This is a genomic window from uncultured Desulfovibrio sp. (assembly GCF_944324935.1).
Lineage (GTDB): Bacteria > Desulfobacterota > Desulfovibrionia > Desulfovibrionales > Desulfovibrionaceae > Desulfovibrio.
The window spans coordinates 1-20,296 of record NZ_CALUYG010000033.1 but is presented as its reverse complement, the minus strand read 5'-3'; the positions used below and the strand labels follow the sequence as shown (position 1 = coordinate 20,296).

Annotated in this window: 18 protein-coding genes and 1 CRISPR repeat array; of the genes, 11 read left to right on the top strand and 7 right to left on the bottom strand. The window is 62.3% G+C overall.

The features are described from left to right. Window positions 1-3 precede the first annotated feature (3 nt). The 6 genes from Q0J54_RS08645 to Q0J54_RS08620 form a co-directional block, all read right to left on the bottom strand. Window positions 4-666 (bottom strand): class I SAM-dependent methyltransferase, encoded by a 663-nt coding sequence (locus Q0J54_RS08645; protein WP_296305069.1) that lies wholly within the window; start codon window positions 664-666, stop codon window positions 4-6. Further along, complete coding sequence (locus Q0J54_RS08640; RefSeq protein ID WP_296305068.1) at window positions 660-1,901, bottom strand: ABC transporter ATP-binding protein; 1,242 nt, start codon at window positions 1,899-1,901, stop codon at window positions 660-662. Before Q0J54_RS08640 ends, Q0J54_RS08645 begins: the two co-directional genes overlap by 7 nt. Window positions 1,902-1,909: 8 nt before the next feature. Further along, window positions 1,910-2,731 carry an ABC transporter permease gene (locus tag Q0J54_RS08635; RefSeq protein WP_296305067.1) on the bottom strand — a complete coding sequence of 274 codons (822 nt, stop codon included), beginning with the start codon at window positions 2,729-2,731 and terminating at the stop codon, window positions 1,910-1,912. Between the two features lie 4 nt (window positions 2,732-2,735). Then, window positions 2,736-3,671: a GDP-L-fucose synthase gene (locus Q0J54_RS08630; RefSeq protein WP_296305066.1), complete on the bottom strand. Its 936-nt coding sequence runs from the start codon at window positions 3,669-3,671 to the stop codon at window positions 2,736-2,738. Window positions 3,672-3,740: 69 nt separating this feature from the next. Further along, window positions 3,741-4,886 carry a GDP-mannose 4,6-dehydratase gene (gene gmd / locus Q0J54_RS08625; protein ID WP_296305065.1) on the bottom strand — a complete coding sequence of 382 codons (1,146 nt, stop codon included), beginning with the start codon at window positions 4,884-4,886 and terminating at the stop codon, window positions 3,741-3,743. A gap of 39 nt (window positions 4,887-4,925) precedes the next feature. Next, a complete protein-coding gene (locus tag Q0J54_RS08620) occupies window positions 4,926-5,243 on the bottom strand; it encodes a hypothetical protein (RefSeq protein WP_296305064.1) in 318 nt (105 codons plus the stop codon). Window positions 5,244-5,855: 612 nt separating this feature from the next. Here Q0J54_RS08620 and Q0J54_RS08615 point away from each other — a divergent pair. Together Q0J54_RS08615 and Q0J54_RS08610 are read left to right on the top strand one after the other, a co-directional pair. Beyond that, window positions 5,856-6,236: a helix-turn-helix domain-containing protein gene (locus Q0J54_RS08615; protein WP_296305063.1), complete on the top strand. Its 381-nt coding sequence runs from the start codon at window positions 5,856-5,858 to the stop codon at window positions 6,234-6,236. Between the two features lie 51 nt (window positions 6,237-6,287). Further along, window positions 6,288-7,688 carry an anti-phage deoxyguanosine triphosphatase gene (locus Q0J54_RS08610; protein ID WP_296305062.1) on the top strand — a complete coding sequence of 467 codons (1,401 nt, stop codon included), beginning with the start codon at window positions 6,288-6,290 and terminating at the stop codon, window positions 7,686-7,688. Here the strand turns inward: Q0J54_RS08610 and Q0J54_RS08605 are convergent. Continuing rightward, a complete protein-coding gene (locus Q0J54_RS08605; protein WP_296305061.1) occupies window positions 7,683-8,546 on the bottom strand; it encodes a hypothetical protein in 864 nt (287 codons plus the stop codon). The genes Q0J54_RS08610 and Q0J54_RS08605 overlap by 6 nt on opposite strands. Here Q0J54_RS08605 and Q0J54_RS08600 point away from each other — a divergent pair. The 9 genes from Q0J54_RS08600 to cas2e all read left to right on the top strand — a co-directional run bounded on the left by Q0J54_RS08600 (window position 8,518) and on the right by cas2e (window position 17,524). Further along, window positions 8,518-8,844 (top strand): hypothetical protein, encoded by a 327-nt coding sequence (locus Q0J54_RS08600; protein ID WP_296305060.1) that lies wholly within the window; start codon window positions 8,518-8,520, stop codon window positions 8,842-8,844. The genes Q0J54_RS08605 and Q0J54_RS08600 overlap by 29 nt on opposite strands. A gap of 79 nt (window positions 8,845-8,923) precedes the next feature. After that, complete coding sequence (gene cas3 / locus Q0J54_RS08595) at window positions 8,924-11,455, top strand: CRISPR-associated helicase Cas3' (protein ID WP_296305059.1); 2,532 nt, start codon at window positions 8,924-8,926, stop codon at window positions 11,453-11,455. Further along, window positions 11,452-12,957, top strand: coding sequence for a type I-E CRISPR-associated protein Cse1/CasA (casA, locus tag Q0J54_RS08590; RefSeq protein ID WP_296305058.1), 1,506 nt, complete (start codon window positions 11,452-11,454; stop codon window positions 12,955-12,957). Before cas3 ends, casA begins: the two co-directional genes overlap by 4 nt. Before the next feature lie 6 nt (window positions 12,958-12,963). Then, entirely contained in the window at window positions 12,964-13,494 is a 531-nt protein-coding gene (casB, locus tag Q0J54_RS08585) for a type I-E CRISPR-associated protein Cse2/CasB (protein ID WP_296305057.1), read from the top strand. After that, on the top strand, window positions 13,482-14,144 hold the full coding sequence (gene cas6e, locus Q0J54_RS08580; RefSeq protein ID WP_296305056.1) for a type I-E CRISPR-associated protein Cas6/Cse3/CasE: 663 nt from the start codon (window positions 13,482-13,484) through the stop codon (window positions 14,142-14,144). Before casB ends, cas6e begins: the two co-directional genes overlap by 13 nt. 146 nt (window positions 14,145-14,290) lie before the next feature. After that, entirely contained in the window at window positions 14,291-15,436 is a 1,146-nt protein-coding gene (gene cas7e, locus Q0J54_RS08575; protein WP_296305055.1) for a type I-E CRISPR-associated protein Cas7/Cse4/CasC, read from the top strand. Continuing rightward, window positions 15,433-16,131, top strand: coding sequence for a type I-E CRISPR-associated protein Cas5/CasD (gene cas5e, locus Q0J54_RS08570; RefSeq protein ID WP_296305054.1), 699 nt, complete (start codon window positions 15,433-15,435; stop codon window positions 16,129-16,131). Before cas7e ends, cas5e begins: the two co-directional genes overlap by 4 nt. Window positions 16,132-16,368: 237 nt before the next feature. Further along, entirely contained in the window at window positions 16,369-17,265 is an 897-nt protein-coding gene (gene cas1e / locus Q0J54_RS08565; RefSeq protein WP_296305053.1) for a type I-E CRISPR-associated endonuclease Cas1e, read from the top strand. Then, window positions 17,243-17,524, top strand: a complete 282-nt coding sequence (gene cas2e / locus Q0J54_RS08560; RefSeq protein ID WP_296305052.1) for a type I-E CRISPR-associated endoribonuclease Cas2e — start codon at window positions 17,243-17,245, stop codon at window positions 17,522-17,524. The genes cas1e and cas2e overlap by 23 nt, the downstream gene beginning before the upstream one ends. Window positions 17,525-17,555: 31 nt before the next feature. After that, window positions 17,556-20,269: a CRISPR direct-repeat array (repeat unit 28 nt; unit sequence GTCTTCCCCACGCCCGTGGGGGTGTTTC). Between the last annotated feature and the right edge of the window lie 27 nt (window positions 20,270-20,296).

Genomic DNA, 20,296 nt, shown 5'->3' with positions numbered 1-20,296 from the left:
TTATCAGCAAAGGTTCTGGGGAGTGGTGTCGAACATGGCCGCATCGTTCAGGAGGACGGCATAGCGATCCGCCGCGATGGTGTGCGTGCAGGCGATCTTTTTCTTCCAGCCGTCAAGGATGGCCTGTTCCTCGGCCCTGTCGGTATCGTGCAGGAAGATGGCGAAGGAAGGCCCCAGATGGGGGGCGACAAAATCCAGCGCCGACGCGCGGTTTTCCGCTGCCGCTTCCGCCTTGCCGTCCACGATGACCATATCGACCAAAGCGTCGTCATGCTTTCCGTCTTCCAGACGGGCGGGGCGGCACAGGAAATGGACAGGCCCAAGCGTTCCGTCCGCGGCGCAGATGGCGGCGACCCGATCCTGCCAGTCCTGATTCTGATCGATGGAATAGATCCGCACGTCAAGCGCATTTATCTTTGCCAGCCGGGCCATGAGTATGGTGCTGACGCCGGAGCCGAATTCCACGATGGTACGGCGCTGCCTGATGCATATCTCATTGGCGATGTGGCAGAGGAACTCGGGGCCTGGCGCCCAGTTGGTGAAGGGGATATAGGCCCAGTTCTGCAGCAGCGGCGAAAGAAAAAGAGAGAAGCGGGCCGCCAGCATCTGCTGGGCAATGTCCCTGCTGACGGCATTGTGGCAGCGCCGCAAAAATTTTTTCAGCATGCGTCGTCCTCGCATTCAAATGAGAAGTCATGGCAAACCGAAGACTGGTGAGCAAAAGGGATGTACCCCGTGCCGTAATAGGCTCCCGGGTGGACGGTGAAGGAATAATCACGGATCCAGTCCACAATCTCGGAGTTGCGATGCGCGCAGACGTTCAACAAGTAATCGCCGGGGATCAGGGGGAGTTTGGGGAAGGTGAAGCGCGTTTGCACCCCGGTCTTCTTTTCGGGATAGGCCGCCGTACTGACCCAGATGACCGACCGGCTCAGCATGTCCGAAATGCGGACCTCCAGCGTCATCTTGCCGAACTCCTTGCCGCTCCCCGCCTTGCCGGGGCTGTAGACGAGCCGCAAATGCATATCCTGGCCGGTCTCCACAGGTCGGGGAGCGCCGTCCTTCATGCCGAACACCTCTACGCCCGTCAGCCGAAAATCGCCGTTGCCCTCATGGAGCAGATGGTCGAGCTCGTGGGACGCATGCAGGATGTCTTCCCGATAGGCAGCGAGCGCCCCCTGTATATCGCCGTCATGGAGTATCCGGCCGTTTGCAAGAACGATCCCCCTGGTGCACAACAGGGAAATGGACTCGATATTGTGGCTGACAAAGAGCACCGTGCGGCCGTCCTTGCCGACCTGTTCCATCTTGCCGAGACATTTTTTCTGGAATTCCACATCGCCCACGGCCAGCACCTCGTCAACGATGAGTATCTCCGGCTCCAGATGCGCGGCCACGGCAAAGGCCAGGCGGACGTACATGCCCGAGGAGTAGCGCTTGACCGGCGTGTCCAGGAATTTTTCCACGCCGGCGAAGTCCACGATCTCATCGAACTTGCGGCGGATTTCCGCCCGGCTCATGCCGAGGATGGCGCCGTTGAGAAAGATGTTCTCACGGCCGGTCAGCTCGGGATGGAAGCCCGTGCCCACTTCCAGCAGGCTGGAGATGCGGCCGCGCAGGCAGATACGACCCGACGTCGGGATCGTTATGCGGGAAAGGAGCTTGAGCAGCGTCGATTTGCCCGCGCCGTTGCGGCCGATGATGCCCACGCGCTCTCCGGGCATGATGTCGAAACCGACATTCTGGAGCGCCCAGAACTCCTCCTTCTCCTGCCGCATGCCGCGCAGCAGCTTCAGGGGGAACTGCATGATTTCGTCGCGCAGGGCGCGGTAATTGCTTCGCCACTGGTGGCGGATGACGTATTTTTTGCCCAGGTCCTCGACGGAAATGATCGGCTTCATGGCGTCCCCTAGATGATGTCCGCAAAGGTCCGCTCGGTTCGGCGAAACACCCGTATGCCGAGCAGCAGGAAGACAACGGCGCAGACAAGGCTGATGATCAGCGCGCGTTCGGGAAAGGCCGTATTGCCCAGCACGGCCCAGCGGAAACCATCAATGACGCCGACCATGGGATTGCATTCATAGAGCACCCGCCACTCCGCGGGGACGATGCTCGAGGAAAAGCCCACCGGCGAAATATAGAGCCCGAATTGCGTGATGAACGGTACGATGATGCGAAAATCGCGATAGGTGACGTTGAGCGCGCAGAGGATGAGCCCGGGCCCCAGGGCGACCAGCGCCGCAAGAAGGGTCAGCGGGACCACCGCCAGTATCTGCACGGGGGGCAGATACTGATACCAGCACATCATGCCGCCCAGAAGGACGAATGAGATGGCAAAGTCCACGACGGCCACGCCAAGCGTCGCGGCCGGGACGATGATGCGCGGAAAGTAGATCTTGGCGACCAGATTGCTGTTGAGAACGAGACTGTTCGCCGTTGCGCCGAGGGCCGTGGCAAAGAGCTGCCACGGCAGCATGGCCGCGAACACCATGAGCGCATAGGGGGCCTCCCCCTCGGCGGGCAGCTTGGCGATCTTGCTGAAAACGATGGTAAAGGCCGCCATCGTCAGCAGGGGGCGCAAAACCGCCCACAGGATGCCGACCACGGTCTGCTTGTACTGTACCGCCACATCACGCCAGGTCAGGATGAGGAACAGCTCGCGATAGCGCCAGAGGTCCTTCCAGTACTGGCGTTCGGTCCGCCCGGCTTCGATGATGAGTTCATACGACATGGATTTATCCCGCAGCGTAGTGTAAAAAATCCGCATAGGCGGCGCGCAGGCCCTCTTCCAGGCCAATGCGCGGACGCCAGCCCATGCCGAACAGTTTGCCGGAATCCATGAGCTTGCGCGGCGTGCCGTCAGGTTTGGACGGATCAGTGAGTATCCGGCCTTCATATCCCACCACGCTGGCCACCAGACGGGCGATGTCCATGATGGTCATCTCCTGCTGGCTGCCCACATTGACGTGCGGCAGATCCGAGTAGTTCTCCAGCAGGAACACGCAGGCGTCGGCCATGTCGTCGGCATGCAGGAACTCCCGCAGGGGCGTTCCCGTGCCCCAGATGCGCACCTCGGGCAGGCCGGCCAGCCTGGCCTCGTGAAAGCGACGGATCAGGGCCGGGATGACGTGACTGTTTTCCGGGTGGTAATTGTCGCCCGTACCGTACAGGTTGGTGGGCATGGCGCTGATGGCGTCAAAACCGTATTGCTGCCGGTAGGCCTGACACATCCTGATGCCGGAGATCTTGGCCAGGGCATAAGCGTCATTGGAGGGTTCCAGCGGGCCGGTGAGCAGATATTCTTCCCGGATGGGCTGGGGGCAGAGCTTGGGATAGATGCAGGACGACCCCAGAAAGAGGAACTTTTTCACGCCATTCCGCCAGGCGCTGTGGATGACGTTGTTCTGTATCTGCAGATTTTCGTAGATGAACTGGGCCGGATAGGTCGCATTGGCATGGATGCCGCCCACTTTGGCCGCGGCAAGGATCACATAATCCGGTTTTTCCGCGGCAAAGAAGTCGCGTACCGCCTGCTGCTCCAGCAGATCAAGTTCCGCATGGCTGCGGACGCAGATATTTTTGTGGCCTGCACGCCGCAACGCGCGACAGATGGCGCTGCCCACGAGCCCGCGATGTCCGGCGACGAAGAATTTTCCGTCTTTCTGCAACATGAGATCCTCCATGCGGGCACGTCGGAAGCAGCGCCCGCGCCAGCGAGAGGGAAGGGCGGCAGGGCCGCGTCATTCCTCGTGCTTGTAGCTGGTGAAGCCCGCGCCTGCCACCACGGCGTCACGCAGGGCCAGCTGAAGGTCGTGGCGGGTCATCTCCTCCACCATCTCCTCGAAGGTCGTGCGCGGGGCCCAGCCCAGTTTCGCCTGAGCCCTGGCCGGGTCGCCCAGCAGGGTCTCCACCTCTGTCGGCCGGAAATAGCGCGGATCCACCCGCACGATGACATCCCCGACATTGACCCTGATGCCGACCGCCTTGCCCTGTGCGGCCTGCGCGGCTCTGTCGGCGTCGATGGCCGTGACGGTGGCGGTCTCGTTGACGCCTTCGCCCTGCCACTGAAGGCTCAGGCCCAGATCGGCGGCGGCCACATTGACGAAATCCCGCACCGAGAACTGACGGCCCGTGGCGATGACGAAGTCTTCCGGCTGTTCCTGCTGCAACATGAGCCACTGCATCTCCACATAGTCGCGGGCATGGCCCCAGTCGCGCCGGGCGTTCATGTTGCCCAGATGGAGGCAGGACGAAAGCCCCAGCAGGATACGCGCCAGAGCGCGGGTGATCTTGCGGGTCACGAAGGTCTCGCCGCGTACGGGGGATTCATGGTTGAACAGGATGCCGTTACAGGCGTACATGCCGTAGGCTTCCCGGTAATTGACCGTGATCCAGTAGGAATAGAGCTTGGCGCAGGCGTAGGGCGAGCGCGGATAGAAGGGCGTGGTCTCCCTTTGCGGGATCTCCTGCACCTTGCCGAACAGCTCGGATGTGGACGCCTGATAAAAACGCGTCGTCTTTTCCAGCCCCAGCATACGGATGGCCTCCAGCAGGCGCAGGGTACCGAGGGCATCCACATTGGCCGTATATTCGGGCGACTCGAAGGAGACCTGCACATGGCTCTGAGCCGCCAGATTGTAGACTTCGTCCGGCCGCACCTCCTGCATGATGCGGATGAGGTTGCCGGCGTCGGACAGATCGCCGTAGTGTAGTACGAACTTTCGGCCCTTCTGATGCGGGCCCTGATACAGATGGTCGATACGATCCGTATTGAACAGGGAGGAGCGGCGCTTGATGCCGTGGACTTCATAGCCCTTGTTCAGGAGGAATTCGGCCAGATAGGCGCCGTCTTGACCGGTAATGCCGGTGATCAGTGCTTTTTTCATGGTATGTTCGTCGTCCTGGGAAGCGATTTCGGCTTGCGCCTAGCCGATGATGCGGAGGGATCCGGCCGCCGCGGGCGCAAAGCGTTCCTTGTCCTGCTCTCCGGCATACGGCCCCTGCTTGACCTCGATCATTTCCGAAGGCTCCAGCATGGTAAAGCCGTGCCCGCCGTGGGCCAGCAACACCACATCGCCGGGCAGCAGCACCCGGCTTTCCAGATAGGCCCGGCTGCCGGGCGCGTAAATGTCCAGACGCACTTTCCCCGAGCGCACGAAAAGGACTTCCTGCGTCCATTCGACCGTGCGCGGCACAGGGTTGTGATCGTGCGGGAGGATCGCATGGCCTGCGGGATGGCGCATGTACCCCAGCTGCTGGGAAAAACTCCCAGGCGTAAAAAAGTGTATCCCCTCCGCATGGTAATCCGCCGGAATGATAAGGGCGAGCAAGACGCCATCATGCCGAATGGGAAGGACTCCGACCGCCATAGCTTTTCCTTGTTGTGAGGCTGACGATCCCACCAAATGGCCAAACCGCTCCCCGCAAAACGCCCCATGCCCATGCGGGCTTTTGCCCTTGCTCCACACCTGAGCGGTCGTGCCGGCTCTCCCGCATGGGATCCGCTGAACGCTTCTCCATGCACGCCGGGAAAACGCCATACCCACCGCACAGTTCCCCGTATCGAGGGCATGCGGGTATCACGTTTCTCACAGGAAGTCAAAAAAACGTCCTCCGCCTTGTCGCGGACGATGATCCGCGGCCGCACGACAACAGGGCCCCCGTCGCATGAATGACGAGGGCCCTGAGGCAAGGGACATCATGAGGCTATCCGGCGTATGGCGTGCGTGTCTTCCGTTTCCACATATGGTGCGGGTCGGCAGATTGTAAATTGAAAATTACAGAGGGCTTGCCAAAAAAAGAAAGCCCCATGGCAGTTATTTTGCAAACAAACACCTCAACAACGAGGAACTGTCATGGGGCAAAAACACCTTACCAAAACTCACAGAGAAATCATAGAGCGGCTTCTGGGGGAAAAATCCCTCAGGAGCATCGCCGATCTCCTCGGCTACAGCCCGGCGGCCATTTCAAAGGAAGTTCGACGAAACGCCAATAAAAACGGCAGGTATGATGCACAGGCCGCTCAAAGGCTGGCCGACTGGCGTGCCTCAAAAGATAGATTGAGGAGTTATTGGTCCCCGGAGCAAATTGCGGGGCGCCTGCGGCAGGAATTTCCCGAAGATACGGTTTGTGTCAACTTTCGTTTGGCAATCTGCCCGCAAGCAAAATGCTCCCTTCCCGTCCTATTGCCCCTAGGACGCAATAAGTATATACTTATAAATATGCATAAGCTTTAATGGATGAGGATCTTGTCCAACGAGAGCAAACCCTCAGAGGAGATGACCAAGATGCCCATACAAGCAAATGACCTGTGGACAATGCGCCGGGGAAAAAATATCGAACGGGAAAATGAGCCGCGCGATGCATACAGCCGGGATTTTGCCCGTATCGTCCACTGTGCGGCTTTCCGACGTCTTCAGGGAAAAACGCAGGTCCTTGGCTTGGGCGACAGTGATTTTTATCGTACCCGCCTGACGCACTCCATGGAAGTTGCGCAAGTCAGCGCAGCTATTGCTGATTGGCTTCGCCAGTGGCAGACCGGTAACGTGTATTCCCCCATTGCTGCGGTCCCCTTTACTCGGTACCGTATACGCGGGTTGTTTGATGCTCAGTTGAGCAGCGCCATTGGTCTGGCGCATGACCTAGGGCATCCGCCCTATGGGCACGGAGGGGAAGCGGCCCTGAATTATTGCATGCGTGATAAGGGCGGCTTTGAGGGGAACGGCCAGACCCTGCGTATCCTCGCACTACTGGAAAAATATGTGCGGGATCATGGGCTCAACCCTACGCGGCGTCTGCTGCTGGGCGTGCTCAAATATCCTGTTTCATATGGTACGGCCTGCAAGCGCTTGGGCCTGGACTATCCCCAGCCGCCCAGCATCCCCTGGCTGATCAAGAAAGACGACTATAAACCACCGAAATGCTATCTGGATACGGAACAAGATGTCGTCGAATGGATACTCGATCCCCTGAGTGAAGAAGACAAGCGGCGCTTCATCGATCCCCCGTATGAGGAGGGGAAACTCCGCTACTACCATTCGCTGGATGCCTCCATCATGGAGATAGCCGACGATATCTGCTACAGCGTCCATGACCTGGAAGATGCCATTTCGCTCAAACTCATCACACGGGAAAACTTTTGGCCAGCGCTGGAAAAGATCGGCGGCACGGATGCTTTCCTGAAAGAGATCGACAGCGACCTGCAAAAGGAATTCCCAGGCTGCGACTCCATCAGCACGACCCTTCAAAATCTTTTTTCTGCTGATCCCTGTACACGCAAGGCAAGTATCGGCCGCCTGATCCATCTTTGCATCATCCATTGCCGGCTGCACTATGACCCGAATTTTTCCTCCGAGCTGCTTGCGCTGAATGCGCACCTTGAGGAGCCTTTTTCCCGGCTGCAAAAATATCTCGGAAAAATCGTTACCACACTGGTCATCAAGTCGCCTTCCGTTCAGCAACTGGAATTCAAGGGGCAGCGCATCGTCATTGAGCTTTTTGATGCCTTGAGCATGGACCCGGAGCGATTCCTGCCCGAGACGACCAGGGAAATCTATCGCAACAGTGATGCCACCCTCCGTGATCGCATCATCTGTGATTATGTCGCCGGCATGACGGATGACTACGCCGCCAAACTTTATGAGCGCATGTTCTTCCCCCATCGGGGATCCGTTTTTGAAAGGTTATGATACGCAGCAAGGGACACACGACCTGAAACCGTAAAAGCGACCAACAGCGGTTATGGCATCCCACTGTGCTTTGGTCATCTGCTTCGCCTCATGTGCAATGCGATGAGCTGAACATGCGCGGCGCAGATCTTCGCAGGCGTCATAAGGACTATTTCGAGGATCACTGATGCTCAAATCGATATTTTCCGGCGGCATGTAGACGATGACGCGCTGAAGATATGTAAAGTCAACTTTTGACTGATGACGCAAAGTGATATGCTCGCCGAATTCCCAATATTCAGGGACAAAGTGTTTTTCGGTAACTTCAAGAAAACTCGAGAAATATTCAGGCTCACTTTCACAATTTTGCGGATTTTTTTTCATTATGGCAACATTACTCTTTCCCTCCAATACTTGTATAGCATATTCGAAAATAACTGGTCCATAAAAGCATATGCAGTTGCATTCCCAGATATTTTTTGCATCAAAAAAAATATCATTATAAATGCCAAACTGCTTGTCCTTCGTATCGGATGCCTGAATCGTCTGGAAAGATGTCGCCGGACTGCTTTCCACATATTGCCGCGAGAGCAACCCTCCATTCCGCAGAAAGCTCAACGCAGTGGCGGCAGTGTTGGCATGGTAAATATGAGTAAAACCCCGTTCCCGTAACAGATTGGCGACTTCTGTCCCGTTCAGCATGTGGCCCTCCATGATCAGAGATTTATTATAAAAATAATAAATATTCAATCTCCTGTCAATCATCCTCCCCTCGGCGTCCGGCTTCGCGGCCATCAGGGGCGAAACGGACGCACCGGCCCCCAGGGAATTCGCCAGCCTCTCCGACATCGTGGACAAGTTCAACCAGCGTTTCGGCACGGCCTTCACTCCCGCCGAACAGGTGAAGCATTTCGCCACACTGCAAAACAGCGTGCTGGACGCCGACACGCGCCTGATCGGCCTTGCGGAGACCGGCAGCCGCCCCACCTGGGACATGCTCTACCAGAAGGCCTTCCAGACCGGCGCGGGCATGGCCCTCAGACACGGCAGCCCGTCCTTCCGCGATCTGCTCGCCACCCCGGACGCCCTGGACTTCCTCCGTACCCTGATGCGGGAAAACATCTGGCAGCAGGCCGTCGCCCGCCGCCGGGAACAGCGGCAGGGGGGCCGGTGCTGACAGAAAGGGGCCGGATTCCGGTATTGCCGGCGTCCCGCTTCGCTTCACAAAATAGGTATAGCCTGTTATATGTGGAGATATGAAAGCTCCGCATACCGCCACAGCCGCCACGTCCCCGCCAGTCCCCGCGCTCCCGCCGGAGCGCTGTCTTGCCAAGACGCGCACGCTCACCGACGGCTGCGCCGCCGGGCGCACCGTCGAGGATCATTGCCGCATCGCGGGCGCTGTCGCCGCCTGTCTGGCCGCGCGCCTTGAGGCCGTTGTGCCGGGCCTGCTGCCGCCGGGGGCGGACATCCCCGCCCGCCTGCACGATGTGGGCAAGGTCTATCCTCCGTTTCAAGCCAAACTTTACGAAAAGATAACGGGCGACGCCTGGCGGCAAATGCCGGAACTCGCCAGGGCCGACATGGTGCAGGAAGAAAGGATAGGCGGCCATGCCGCCGTCAGCCGGGCCTGCCTTGCCGCGCTGGGCGCGCCCGCCGTGCTGGCGCGCATCGTGGGGGCGCATCACGCGCGCACCATCAGCGATATAGCCGAAAGCGCCCTCAACGGCGGCCCGCACTGGCGGGAGCTGCGCCATCAGATCTGCCGCCGTCTGCTGGGCGAGTCCACCCGCTGGCCGGACATCGCGCCGCGCCATGAGCGCATGCTCTGCGGCCTGACCATCACGGCGGACTGGATCGCCTCCGGGCCGCTCTTTGACGATCCCGCCGAGGACTGGCATCCGCTGGTGGAGCGCGCCGTGGACGAGGCCGGTTTTTGCTGGCCGCGCGTCCGTCCCGGCCTGAGCTTCGCGGACATCTTTTCCTTTGATCCGCGCCCGGCGCAAACGGCCTTGTATGAGGCGGTCAGCGGACCGGGCGTCTTTGTGCTGGAAGCGCCTATGGGCATGGGCAAGACAGAGGCCGCCCTGTACGCGGCCTACCGCCTGCTGGCGCAGGGCAAGGCCTGCGGCCTCTATTTCGCGCTGCCCACCCGGCTGACCTCCAACCGCATCCATGCGCGCGTCGACGCCTTTCTGGAGCGCATCCTCGACGGCGGCGGCACGGCCATGCTCCTGCACGGCCAGGCCTGGCTGGAGCGCTTCCGGCAACAGCGCATGGGCGAGGAGGCCGCCCCCGGTCAGGCCTGGTTCAGCGTCGGCAGGCGGGGCATACTGGCTCCCTTCGGCGTGGGGACGGTGGACCAGGCGCTGCTGTCGGCCCTGAACGTGCGTTTCGGGGCCCTGCGTACCTTCGGGCTGGCCGGCAAAGTGGTCATCCTCGATGAAGTCCACAGCTACGACGCCTACACGGGGACCATACTGGACGCCCTCACGGCCCAGCTCCGGGAACAGGGCTGCACGGTCATCATTTTGAGCGCCACCCTCACGGCGCGGCGGCGGGCCTCCCTGCTGCCCGGGGCCACGGCCGGGGCCGACGCGTATCCCCTGATCAGCGCCGCGCCCAATGACGCACCGGCGCGGGAGATTCCCTGCGCGGGCGGCGCGACGGCGGAGGTCGCGCTGTCCCATCCCTCGGAGGAGGACGCGGTGGAAGAGGCGCTGGAACGGGCGGAGCGGGGCGAGCGCGTGCTCTGGCTGGAAAATACCGTGGCCGAGGCGCAGGAGCGCTACCGACTGCTGGCCGCGCGGGCCGCCGCCATGCCGGGCCTTGCCGTGGGTCTGCTGCACTCGCGCTTCACGCCTGCCGACCGGGAGCGGCAGGAAACGCGCTGGACGGATTTTCTGCATCCCGCGGCCCCGCAGCGCGGGACGGCGGGCGGCATCGTGGTCGCCACGCAGGTGGCGGAACAATCCCTTGATCTGGACGCGGACCTGCTCATCAGCCGTTTCTGTCCCACGGACATGCTCTTCCAGCGGCTGGGGCGGCTCTGGCGGCACGGGGAGCGCACGCCGCGTCCCGCCGCCGCCCGCCGTCGGGCCTGCCTGCTGCATCCCGGACTGACGGAGGCCGTCGAGAGGCCCAAGGCCGCTTTCGGCCTGTCCGGCCATGTGTACGCGCCCTATGTGCTGTTACGCAGTCTGGAAGTCTGGCAGGGGAGGGGAAGCGTCCGCCTGCCGGAGGACATCCGTCCCCTGCTGGAGGCCACCTATGCGGAACGGGAAGAGACGCTGCCCGCCGTGACGGCCGTCCGCCGGGAACTCATGGAACGCCGGGACATGCTGCGCCGTCTGGCCCAGCTGGGACAGTCCACCACCATAAAGATCATCGAGGAGGATAACGTCCCCACCCGCTGGCAGGAGCGGGAAGAGACCGACGTGCTCCTGTACCGTCGATGGGATGCCGCCGCGCGCCGGCTCCTGCTGGCGGACGGCAGCGAGCTGACGCTCCCGCCGCTGCCGGACCTCTCCACGCGGGAAGAGCGGCTTGCCCGCTGGCAGGTGAAACGGGAGGCGGCACTGGCGCTTGCCCGCAACAGCGTACGCATGCCCCGTGACGCCGCGCCGCGTGATGTGGCGGGCTGGCTGCAAGGCTGGCTGTGGAACGCCCGGGCGGCGCGCATGGCGGAAGACGGCAGCCTGCGCCACGAGGACGGCAGCCCCCTGCCGCGTCCCGCCCGATACGATGAAGAGCTTGGTTACAGCCTGCGAAAAAAGGAGGCGAGATGACAGAGGAACGACGCTTCAACCTTGTGGACGAAGCCTGGATCCCCGTTGCCGGGACGGGACGGGCAAGCCTGCGGGAGGTCTTTTCCCGCTACTGGCCGGGCGTTCCCGGCGGCACGCCGCTGGAAAAGATCGCCCTGTTCAAGCTGTTGCAGGCCATCGCCCAGGCCGCGCACACGCCCGCCGACGAGGCCGAATGGCTGGCCCTCGGCCCGGACGGACTGGCCGAGGCCTGCCTTGCCTATCTGGAGCGGTGGCATGAGGCCTTCTGGCTCTACGGTCCGCAACCCTTTTTGCAGTTCCCCGCCGTGGAGCGAGCCAAGATCGTGCCCTACGGCAGCCTGCTGCCCCATATCGCCAGCGGCAATACGTCCGTCCTCTTCCAGTCGCAGGTGGAACGGCCCCTGGACGACGGACAGAAGGCGCTCCTGCTGCTGGTCAATATGTCCTGCTGCTTCAGCGGCAAAAAGGTGGACAAGGCGGTGGCGCTCTCGCCGGGGATCGAAAAGAGCTCCAGCGCCAAGGCCGGGCCGGCCATCTGCGCTCTGGGCCTGCTCCATTCCTTCGTGCTGGGGCCCTCCCTGCGAGAGACCGTCTGGCGCAATCTGTTGACGCGGGATGAGCTGGCCGAAGAACGGCTCTACGAGAACGGTGTGGGCACGCCGCCCTGGGAGCGCATGCCGCGAGGCGAGGCGGACGATGTGGCCGAGGCCCTCAAGCGCAGCCTCATGGGACGCCTTGTGCCGCTGGCCCGCTTTTATCTGCTGACCGAAGCGGGCGTGCACAGCGTGGAGGGCATCCAGCATCCCGACTATCTGCAAGGCGGCATGGTGGACCCCAGCGTCACCGGGGACCGCTCCCAGAAAAAGCCCAAGATGCTCTGGGCCGATCCGCAGAAACGCCCCTGGCGCATGCTGCCCGCGCTGCTGAGCTTTTTGCGGCCGGATTCGACGCAGGGCATGCGCTGCCTGCAACTGGACTGGTGTCTGCCGCGCCTGAAGCGGGCAGGGCAGGCGGCCCCGGACGCGCTGAAGGAGGCGGCCATCTGGTCCGGCGGCATCCACCTGAGCAGCAATGCGGGCGAGCAGTATCTCAGCGGAGCGGACGATGTGGTGGAGTCGGAGATATCCCTCCCGCTGATGGCGCTTGACGAACAGTGGTTCCACAACCTGCGGACCGTCATGGAGCAGGTGGAACAGCTGGGGAGCACCGTCTATGCCGCCGTCGCGGGCTACTACCGGGACGAAAAGGCCGAAAACGACGCGCAGTGGGCCGAGCGCGCCGTCCGGGAATTCTGGCAGCTGGCGGAACGGCATTTCCCGTCGCTGCTGGCGGCCTGCGGCCCTGAGGAGCCGGACGAGCGGGAAGAGCTCATCCGCACGCTGCGCGGCTGCGTGCGGGACTGCTATGCCCGCGCCTGCCCGCGGGAGACGGCCCGCCAGCTGACGATCTGGGCAAGGCATCGCCCCTTTTCCCGGCGCACACAGACAACAGGCAAAGGATAACAGCTTATGAAAAAATGGGAACCGACGCGGTTACAGCACATCGTGACCGCCATACTGGAACAGTGCGCGCAGGACAAGGGCTTCGCCGCCCGCCTGCGGCGGGCCGACAATCCCGATACCGAGCCGTACGCCTACGGCATCCTCTGCGCCTTGGGCGTCAATCTGAAGCAGGATGAGGAACGGCGGCCCTTTGCCCTCATCGGCGCGGCCCTGAGCCGCGACAAACGCGGGCAGGACGGCGACCTCGGCCTGGGCGCGGCCCTGCGGCACTGTGTGGAAGATGAAGAGCAGGGCGCGGCGCGCCTGCGGCGTCTGCTCGTCTGCCGTTGTCAGGAGGAAGTCTGCCGCGTGCTGCGGCCGCTGCTTTCGTTCCTGGCGGCGAAGGAAGTGCCGCTCTGTCATGCGCGCCTGCTGGACGAACTGCTGGCCTTCCCTTCCGACGACGCGCGCCGGCGTATCCGCCTGCGCTGGGCGCAGGAATATTACGGCTATGACGTCGAGGCCGAAACAGCGGAGGAGGGAACATGCGCCTGCTGAGCCGCTATCTTCTCGACCCCGCCGACCGGCACGCCCTGCGCTGGACGGATACCTATTCCCTGCACCGCATCGTTTACGCTCTCTTTGACGACGTGCGGGGAGAGGACAAACAGGACAGCAGCGGCATCCTCTTTGCCGACAAGGGCGTCCGGCAGGGCGTGAACCAGGTCATCATCCTGTCGGACCGTCCGCCGCGCGCCCCGCAGTGGGGCACGCTGGAGACGCGCTCCCTGCCGGAAAGCTATCTGCAGGCGGAGCGCTATGCCTTCGAGGTCATCGTGAACCCCGTCCGGCGCGAGAACCGCAGCGGCAGGATCGTGCCGGTGCGCGGCCGTGAGGCCATAGCGGACTGGTTTTGCGGCCACGGCCCCGGCTGGGGCTTTGCCGTAGAGGAAAGCTCCCTGCAGGTGACGGACGTACAGGTGGACCGCTTCCGTAAGGGAGATGCCACGGCCACCATCGCCCGCGCCACCCTGACAGGCGAGCTGACGGTGACGGAACGGGAAGCCTTTGTCCGGGCCGCCTGTCAGGGCATCGGGCGCGCCCGCGCCTTCGGCTGCGGCCTGTTGCAGATCGTTCCCCTTGAGCATTTTGCCTTTGAAAAAGGCAAAATGCGAGGCGGCAGCACAGCGCCGCCCGGCCGAAAGTGAGCGGAAAAACCGCGTTTTTTCCGCAAAACGCCAGGCCGTATGGTTTGAAACGTGAAGCGTTTCAAACTGAAAATGCTCTTGTCTGATCCGGCCGTATTGCGGCCCGAACATATTTTTCAGCCACTTTTTGCCAAGGAAGACATACCATGAACAACAATCCTCTGAAGGGCATCGCCATCGAGTTCCATATCCTGCAATCCTTTCCCGTCACCTGTCTCAACCGGGACGACGTGGGCGCGCCCAAGAGCGCCCTTGTGGGCGGCGTGCCGCGGGCGCGCGTCAGCTCGCAGTGCTGGAAGCGGCAAGTGCGCCTGGCCCTGCATGACCTCGGCTTTGCCACGGGCATACGCACCAAGCGCCTTGCCGAGATGATCGCCGACGCCTGCCGCGCGCTGGACGCGCCCGAAGATCGCGCCATCCAGTGCGGCGAGGCCATCGCCGGGGCCCTCACCGACGATACGCTGTTCTTCATCTCGCGGCAGGAGGTGGAACGGCTGGCGGCCTACGCGGCGGAGACGGACTTTGTCCTGCCGCTGGAAGCCGCCAAGCCCAAGAAGGGGAAAAAGGAAGGGGACGCCGCAACGGAAAAGCCCGTCCTGCCCAAGACGGAAAAGGCCAAACTCAGGAAATGCCTGTCCTGCGCCAGGAGCGCGGCGGACGGGCTGGACATCGCCCTGTTCGGACGCATGGTGGCGCAGGATGCCGCGGTCAACGTGCAGGCGGCGGCCGCCTTTGCCCATGCCCTGTCCACGCATCAGGTGGTCAATGAGATAGAGTTCTTCACCGCGCTGGACGACTACACCCGCCTTGTGAAGGATGATTCCGACGCCGTGCCCGGTTCCAGCCACATGGGCACGCTGGAATACAATGCCGCCACCTATTACCGCTACATCTCCCTCGATCTGGGCCAGCTCTGGGAAAATCTGGGCGGCGACGATCTGGAGCGCGCCGTGAACGGCTTCACCCGGGCGCTTTATCTGGCCGTCCCGGCGGCGCGGCAAAGCACGCAATCCGGGGCCTGCCCCTGGGACTACGCGCGCATCCTCGTGCGGCGCGGCCAGCGCATGCAGCTTTCCTTTGAGACGCCGGTGCGCATGGCGCAGGGCGGCGGCTGGCTGGCCCCGAGCATGAAGGCGCTGGATGCCGGACTGGCCCGGCAGGCGGAGCTTGCCGGTTCTCTCTACGGCCGGCTTGCCGAAGTCACTTACGGCGGCGCGGAGGGCGTTTCCATCGACGCCGTGTGCGACGTGCTGCGCACGACCCTCACCAGCCTCATGGAGCCGGCAGCATGAGCGTCCTGCTCCTCTGGCTGGAAGGGCCGCTGCAATCCTGGGGAGCGGATTCCCGCTACGGCAACCGGACGACGCTCCCCTTTCCCACCCGTTCCGGCGTGCTGGGCCTGCTCTGCTGCGCCGCCGGGCGGAGTGGGGAGCAGCGGGAATGGCTGGCGCATATGGCGACCCATACGCAGACCGTGCGGACCTATGCCCGGCAGGAGGGCGGCGGAGCAAAGCCGCCCCCCCTGCTGGTGGACTTCCAGATGGTGGGCAGCGGCTATGACGACGGCCACCCCTGGCAGACCCTCATGGTGCCCAGGACCTCCGAGGGCAAGAAGCCCGTCGGCTCCGGGGCCAAGATGACCTATCGCCACTATTTGCAGGACATGGCCTTTGCCTGCGCGCTGGAGCTGCCGCCGGACGAGGCGCAGGCGCTGGCCGAGGCGCTGGACCACCCGGTCTGGGAACTCTCGCTGGGCCGCCGCAACTGCCCGCCGTCGGACCGCATCGGACGCGGCGTCTTTGCCGCGGAAGCGGACGCGCTGGCCGCAGCCGATGCGCTGGCCGCCCAAAAGGGGAGGGCGGGCGTGCTGACCGTGCGCGACGGCGCACACGACGACGGCGACGAGGTCTGGACGCTGCGGGACGTCCCGCTCCGCTTCGGGCCCGTCAAAGAGTATACGGAACGGCAAGTCACCCTGTATCGTTGATGCGTGGATGACCTTCCCCACGCCCGTGGGGGTGTTTCTTTTTGGGGATCGTTGACCTTGAGCTGGCTGCGGTCTTCCCCACCTTCGTGGGGGTGTTTCCTGGACGCCGATGTCCACGGCTTCCACGTCCGGGTCTTCCCCACGCCCGTGGGGGTGAGATGCCACGCGGGAACATGGCCGCCGGAGCGGCCCCGCCTGCCGGGGCCGCATGACCTTTACGCGACAGGAGGAGTGCCCATGACGGAATCCGAACGGGAAAAAAACCTCTCGCAACGTCTTTTTGTCCGCATCACGCGGGAGACCCTGCCGCGCGTCACGGATAAGTATCCCTTCCTGTATCTGGAGCGTGGCCGTCTGGAGATCGACGACAGCAGCATCAAATGGATAGACGCGCAGGGGGCGTGCATCCATCTGCCCGTGGCGACCATATCCTGCCTGCTGCTCGGGCCGGGCACCTCCATCACGCATGAGGCCGTCAAGGTCGCCGCCGCGGCCAATTGCAGTCTGTGCTGGGTGGGGGAGGACAGTCTGCTGTTTTATGCCGCCGGGTCCACCCCGACCTCGCACACCCGCAACGTGCAGCGGCAGGCCTGGCTTTCCAGCGACCCGGAGCTTTCGCTTGCCGTGGCACGGGCCATGTTCGCCCGCCGCTTTCCGGGGGAGGACGTGCAGGGCAGGACATTACAGGAGCTCATGGGCATGGAGGGCCTGCGCGTCCGGGACCTGTACCTTGAGACCGCGCAAAAGTACGGCGTCGGCTGGAAGGGGCGGAGTTACGTCCCCGGCAAGTTCGAGCTGAGCGACCTTGCCAACAAGCTGCTCACGGCGACCAATGCGGCGCTTTACGGCATCATCGCTTCCGTCGTCCATAGTCTGGGCTATTCGCCGCATCTCGGCTTCATCCATTCCGGCAGCCCGCTCCCCTTCGTCTATGACCTTGCCGACCTCTACAAGGGAGAGCACTGCATCGATCTGGCCTTTTTCCTGTGCCGGGAACTGGCCGGGAAGTACGACAAATACGCCGTCTCCTCAGCCTTTCGGGAACGGGTGATCAAGAAAGATCTGATCGCACGCATCGTCAAGGATGTAGATGCCCTGATAGGAGAAAAGAGTGCTCGTCGTTATCGCCAATGACCTGCCGCCCGCCGTTCGCGGCAGAATGAAACTCTGGTTCGTGGAGCCGCGGGCCAATGTCTTCGTCTCCGGCATCAAGGATAATGTGGCGCAAAAGGTCGTTGATTACCTGCAGGAACACTGCCCGCCGGAAAGCGGCCTGCTGATGTTCCTGAAAACGCCCGAACCGCCCGGCTACCGTATCCTGGGCCGGGGAGACCATAAACGGGAGATCGTCCTTCTGGACGGCCTGCAACTTGTTCGCGACAAGGACGGATGAACGCTTCAAAAAAAGGCAATAAAATCACGCTGTCTTCCCCACGCCCGTGGGGGTGTTTCTCAGAAGTGTATCCGCAATCCATCATATCCCGTGTCTTCCCCACGCCCGTGGGGGTGTTTCCCGACATCGGTTACGACGTCCGGATCAGCTTCAGTCTTCCCCACGCCCGTGGGGGTGTTTCTAAGGCATGAGACCTCTCAAAAGAGAGGAAGTTGTCTTCCCCACGCCCGTGGGGGTGTTTCCGAGCTGTCCGGGATAGTGCTCAGGAGCATAAGGTCTTCCCCACGCCCGTGGGGGTGTTTCTGAGAGGTCTGTTCCACCAATGTATCCAGAGGGGTCTTCCCCACGCCCGTGGGGGTGTTTCGCCTTGCCGTGCTATGCAAGACCCCATATGTGAGTCTTCCCCACGCCCGTGGGGGTGTTTCCGGAGCTTATTGAAGCGCAGACCGCGCAAATTAGTCTTCCCCACGCCCGTGGGGGTGTTTCCCCGTCTGGATATCTTTCCAGACGGGTCTCTCAGTCTTCCCCACGCCCGTGGGGGTGTTTCCCAGGCCAAAAGGCCAACAGCGCTCAATAACTTGTCTTCCCCACGCCCGTGGGGGTGTTTCTACAGCACGTTCGACACCTTGTCCGAGCTGAGAGTCTTCCCCACGCCCGTGGGGGTGTTTCTGAGAGGTCTGTTCCACCAATCGCTCCACTGGGGTCTTCCCCACGCCCGTGGGGGTGTTTCTCATAGTCACTATCCATCAAGCCGAGCATCTCCGTCTTCCCCACGCCCGTGGGGGTGTTTCTATCCTGATACCCGAAGATATCCCCTTCAGGAGGTCTTCCCCACGCCCGTGGGGGTGTTTCCTTCTGACCATGATGCAGGCCATGAGGCACGTCGTCTTCCCCACGCCCGTGGGGGTGTTTCCTGTGTATTCAAGTCCGGGGCATTCGCAAACTCGTCTTCCCCACGCCCGTGGGGGTGTTTCTCGATATGATGAGTACCGTTGGCACGAGAGTGGGTCTTCCCCACGCCCGTGGGGGTGTTTCCTGATGGGATTCAGAAAGAGTTCACTCTTATGTGTCTTCCCCACGCCCGTGGGGGTGTTTCTATGAAAGCTTTGAAGATGCTGACGATTTCGACGTCTTCCCCACGCCCGTGGGGGTGTTTCCCTCTTAGGAGGTTCTGTTTATTGGCCTCAGGAGTCTTCCCCACGCCCGTGGGGGTGTTTCCATAGCTACCTCGGTGTACCACGCTTGGACATCGTCTTCCCCACGCCCGTGGGGGTGTTTCCCATTCAGTTTTCTGAAGTTCTTCAGACTGCTGGTCTTCCCCACGCCCGTGGGGGTGTTTCCTGGTTGATGTCAATTGACCCGAGGTCACCGGAGTCTTCCCCACGCCCGTGGGGGTGTTTCTTTTCCCGGCTGGGCACAAAAAAAGCCGCCCCGGTCTTCCCCACGCCCGTGGGGGTGTTTCTACCGGGCTTACTGTCGACGTCTCCTCCACATCGTCTTCCCCACGCCCGTGGGGGTGTTTCGCATATCACCTTGTATCTGGAGCCCCTGCAAGGGTCTTCCCCACGCCCGTGGGGGTGTTTCCGACACGCTTTATTGCATGGCTAATCACTCTGTGTCTTCCCCACGCCCGTGGGGGTGTTTCCCGATGGAGAGTTGCGGACGCAAAAGCTGCCGGGTCTTCCCCACGCCCGTGGGGGTGTTTCCGCATCAGGACTACATAAATGTTCAAGCATAAGGTCTTCCCCACGCCCGTGGGGGTGTTTCCCGACAGCAAACCCACCTTGGGCGGGTGCAGTGGTCTTCCCCACGCCCGTGGGGGTGTTTCCGCGTTGCCCCGAGTTTTCCCTGATGAGCCGTCGTCTTCCCCACGCCCGTGGGGGTGTTTCTTTCTTCGGGGTGCCGCAGGTGCAGGTGGCGCTGTCTTCCCCACGCCCGTGGGGGTGTTTCCCAGCTCTTGACCTCCTCCTGCGGGATGTAGCCGTCTTCCCCACGCCCGTGGGGGTGTTTCTCGATTCAGTATGTCGCGGGGTATGTTTGCAAGGTCTTCCCCACGCCCGTGGGGGTGTTTCGCAGCCCCCGCACCTGCGGATCGGCCTGCGCCGGTCTTCCCCACGCCCGTGGGGGTGTTTCGCTCTTTGGTGTAGACTTCCTGCTGGCCAATGTGTCTTCCCCACGCCCGTGGGGGTGTTTCCTCACCTCCTATGTCCAGAAGCTCACGCAATTTGGTCTTCCCCACGCCCGTGGGGGTGTTTCGTAGAGCTGCCCGTTTCTCTTGACGATGGCCCAGTCTTCCCCACGCCCGTGGGGGTGTTTCTTGGCCATCTCTCTTGATGATGGTCCGGACACGGTCTTCCCCACGCCCGTGGGGGTGTTTCCTCGCCGGGTGATAGGACTTTGAAGGTCGTGCCGTCTTCCCCACGCCCGTGGGGGTGTTTCCTCGATGCCGCGCTGGACGAAGCCCTTCATGCCGTCTTCCCCACGCCCGTGGGGGTGTTTCCCGTGTCCGTACTGCGGGGGTGAAGACTTGCTTGTCTTCCCCACGCCCGTGGGGGTGTTTCACTTGACATTCCCCGCGTTTTATGGCGTTGTCCTGTCTTCCCCACGCCCGTGGGGGTGTTTCCCAACCGCGTCCACACCATTACCACGGACAACGGTCTTCCCCACGCCCGTGGGGGTGTTTCCGCCGGGTACTTTGCCCCGACGTATCCGGAGATGTCTTCCCCACGCCCGTGGGGGTGTTTCCGCGTTTCTGTACGCCCCCGCCCTCGT

Excerpts from the sequence above, each read along its gene's own strand:
- Q0J54_RS08645 (WP_296305069.1), bottom strand. The coding sequence starts at position 666 with ATGCTGAAAAAATTTTTGCGGCGCTGCCACAATGCCGTCAGCAGGGAC.
- Q0J54_RS08640 (WP_296305068.1), bottom strand. The coding sequence starts at position 1,901 with ATGAAGCCGATCATTTCCGTCGAGGACCTGGGCAAAAAATACGTCATC.
- Q0J54_RS08635 (WP_296305067.1), bottom strand. The coding sequence starts at position 2,731 with ATGTCGTATGAACTCATCATCGAAGCCGGGCGGACCGAACGCCAGTAC.
- Q0J54_RS08630 (WP_296305066.1), bottom strand. The coding sequence starts at position 3,671 with ATGTTGCAGAAAGACGGAAAATTCTTCGTCGCCGGACATCGCGGGCTC.
- gmd (WP_296305065.1), bottom strand. The coding sequence starts at position 4,886 with ATGAAAAAAGCACTGATCACCGGCATTACCGGTCAAGACGGCGCCTAT.
- Q0J54_RS08620 (WP_296305064.1), bottom strand. The coding sequence starts at position 5,243 with ATGCGCCATCCCGCAGGCCATGCGATCCTCCCGCACGATCACAACCCT.
- Q0J54_RS08615 (WP_296305063.1), top strand. The coding sequence starts at position 5,856 with ATGGGGCAAAAACACCTTACCAAAACTCACAGAGAAATCATAGAGCGG.
- Q0J54_RS08610 (WP_296305062.1), top strand. The coding sequence starts at position 6,288 with ATGCCCATACAAGCAAATGACCTGTGGACAATGCGCCGGGGAAAAAAT.
- cas3 (WP_296305059.1), top strand. The coding sequence starts at position 8,924 with ATGAAAGCTCCGCATACCGCCACAGCCGCCACGTCCCCGCCAGTCCCC.
- casA (WP_296305058.1), top strand. The coding sequence starts at position 11,452 with ATGACAGAGGAACGACGCTTCAACCTTGTGGACGAAGCCTGGATCCCC.
- casB (WP_296305057.1), top strand. The coding sequence starts at position 12,964 with ATGAAAAAATGGGAACCGACGCGGTTACAGCACATCGTGACCGCCATA.
- cas6e (WP_296305056.1), top strand. The coding sequence starts at position 13,482 with ATGCGCCTGCTGAGCCGCTATCTTCTCGACCCCGCCGACCGGCACGCC.
- cas7e (WP_296305055.1), top strand. The coding sequence starts at position 14,291 with ATGAACAACAATCCTCTGAAGGGCATCGCCATCGAGTTCCATATCCTG.
- cas5e (WP_296305054.1), top strand. The coding sequence starts at position 15,433 with ATGAGCGTCCTGCTCCTCTGGCTGGAAGGGCCGCTGCAATCCTGGGGA.
- cas1e (WP_296305053.1), top strand. The coding sequence starts at position 16,369 with ATGACGGAATCCGAACGGGAAAAAAACCTCTCGCAACGTCTTTTTGTC.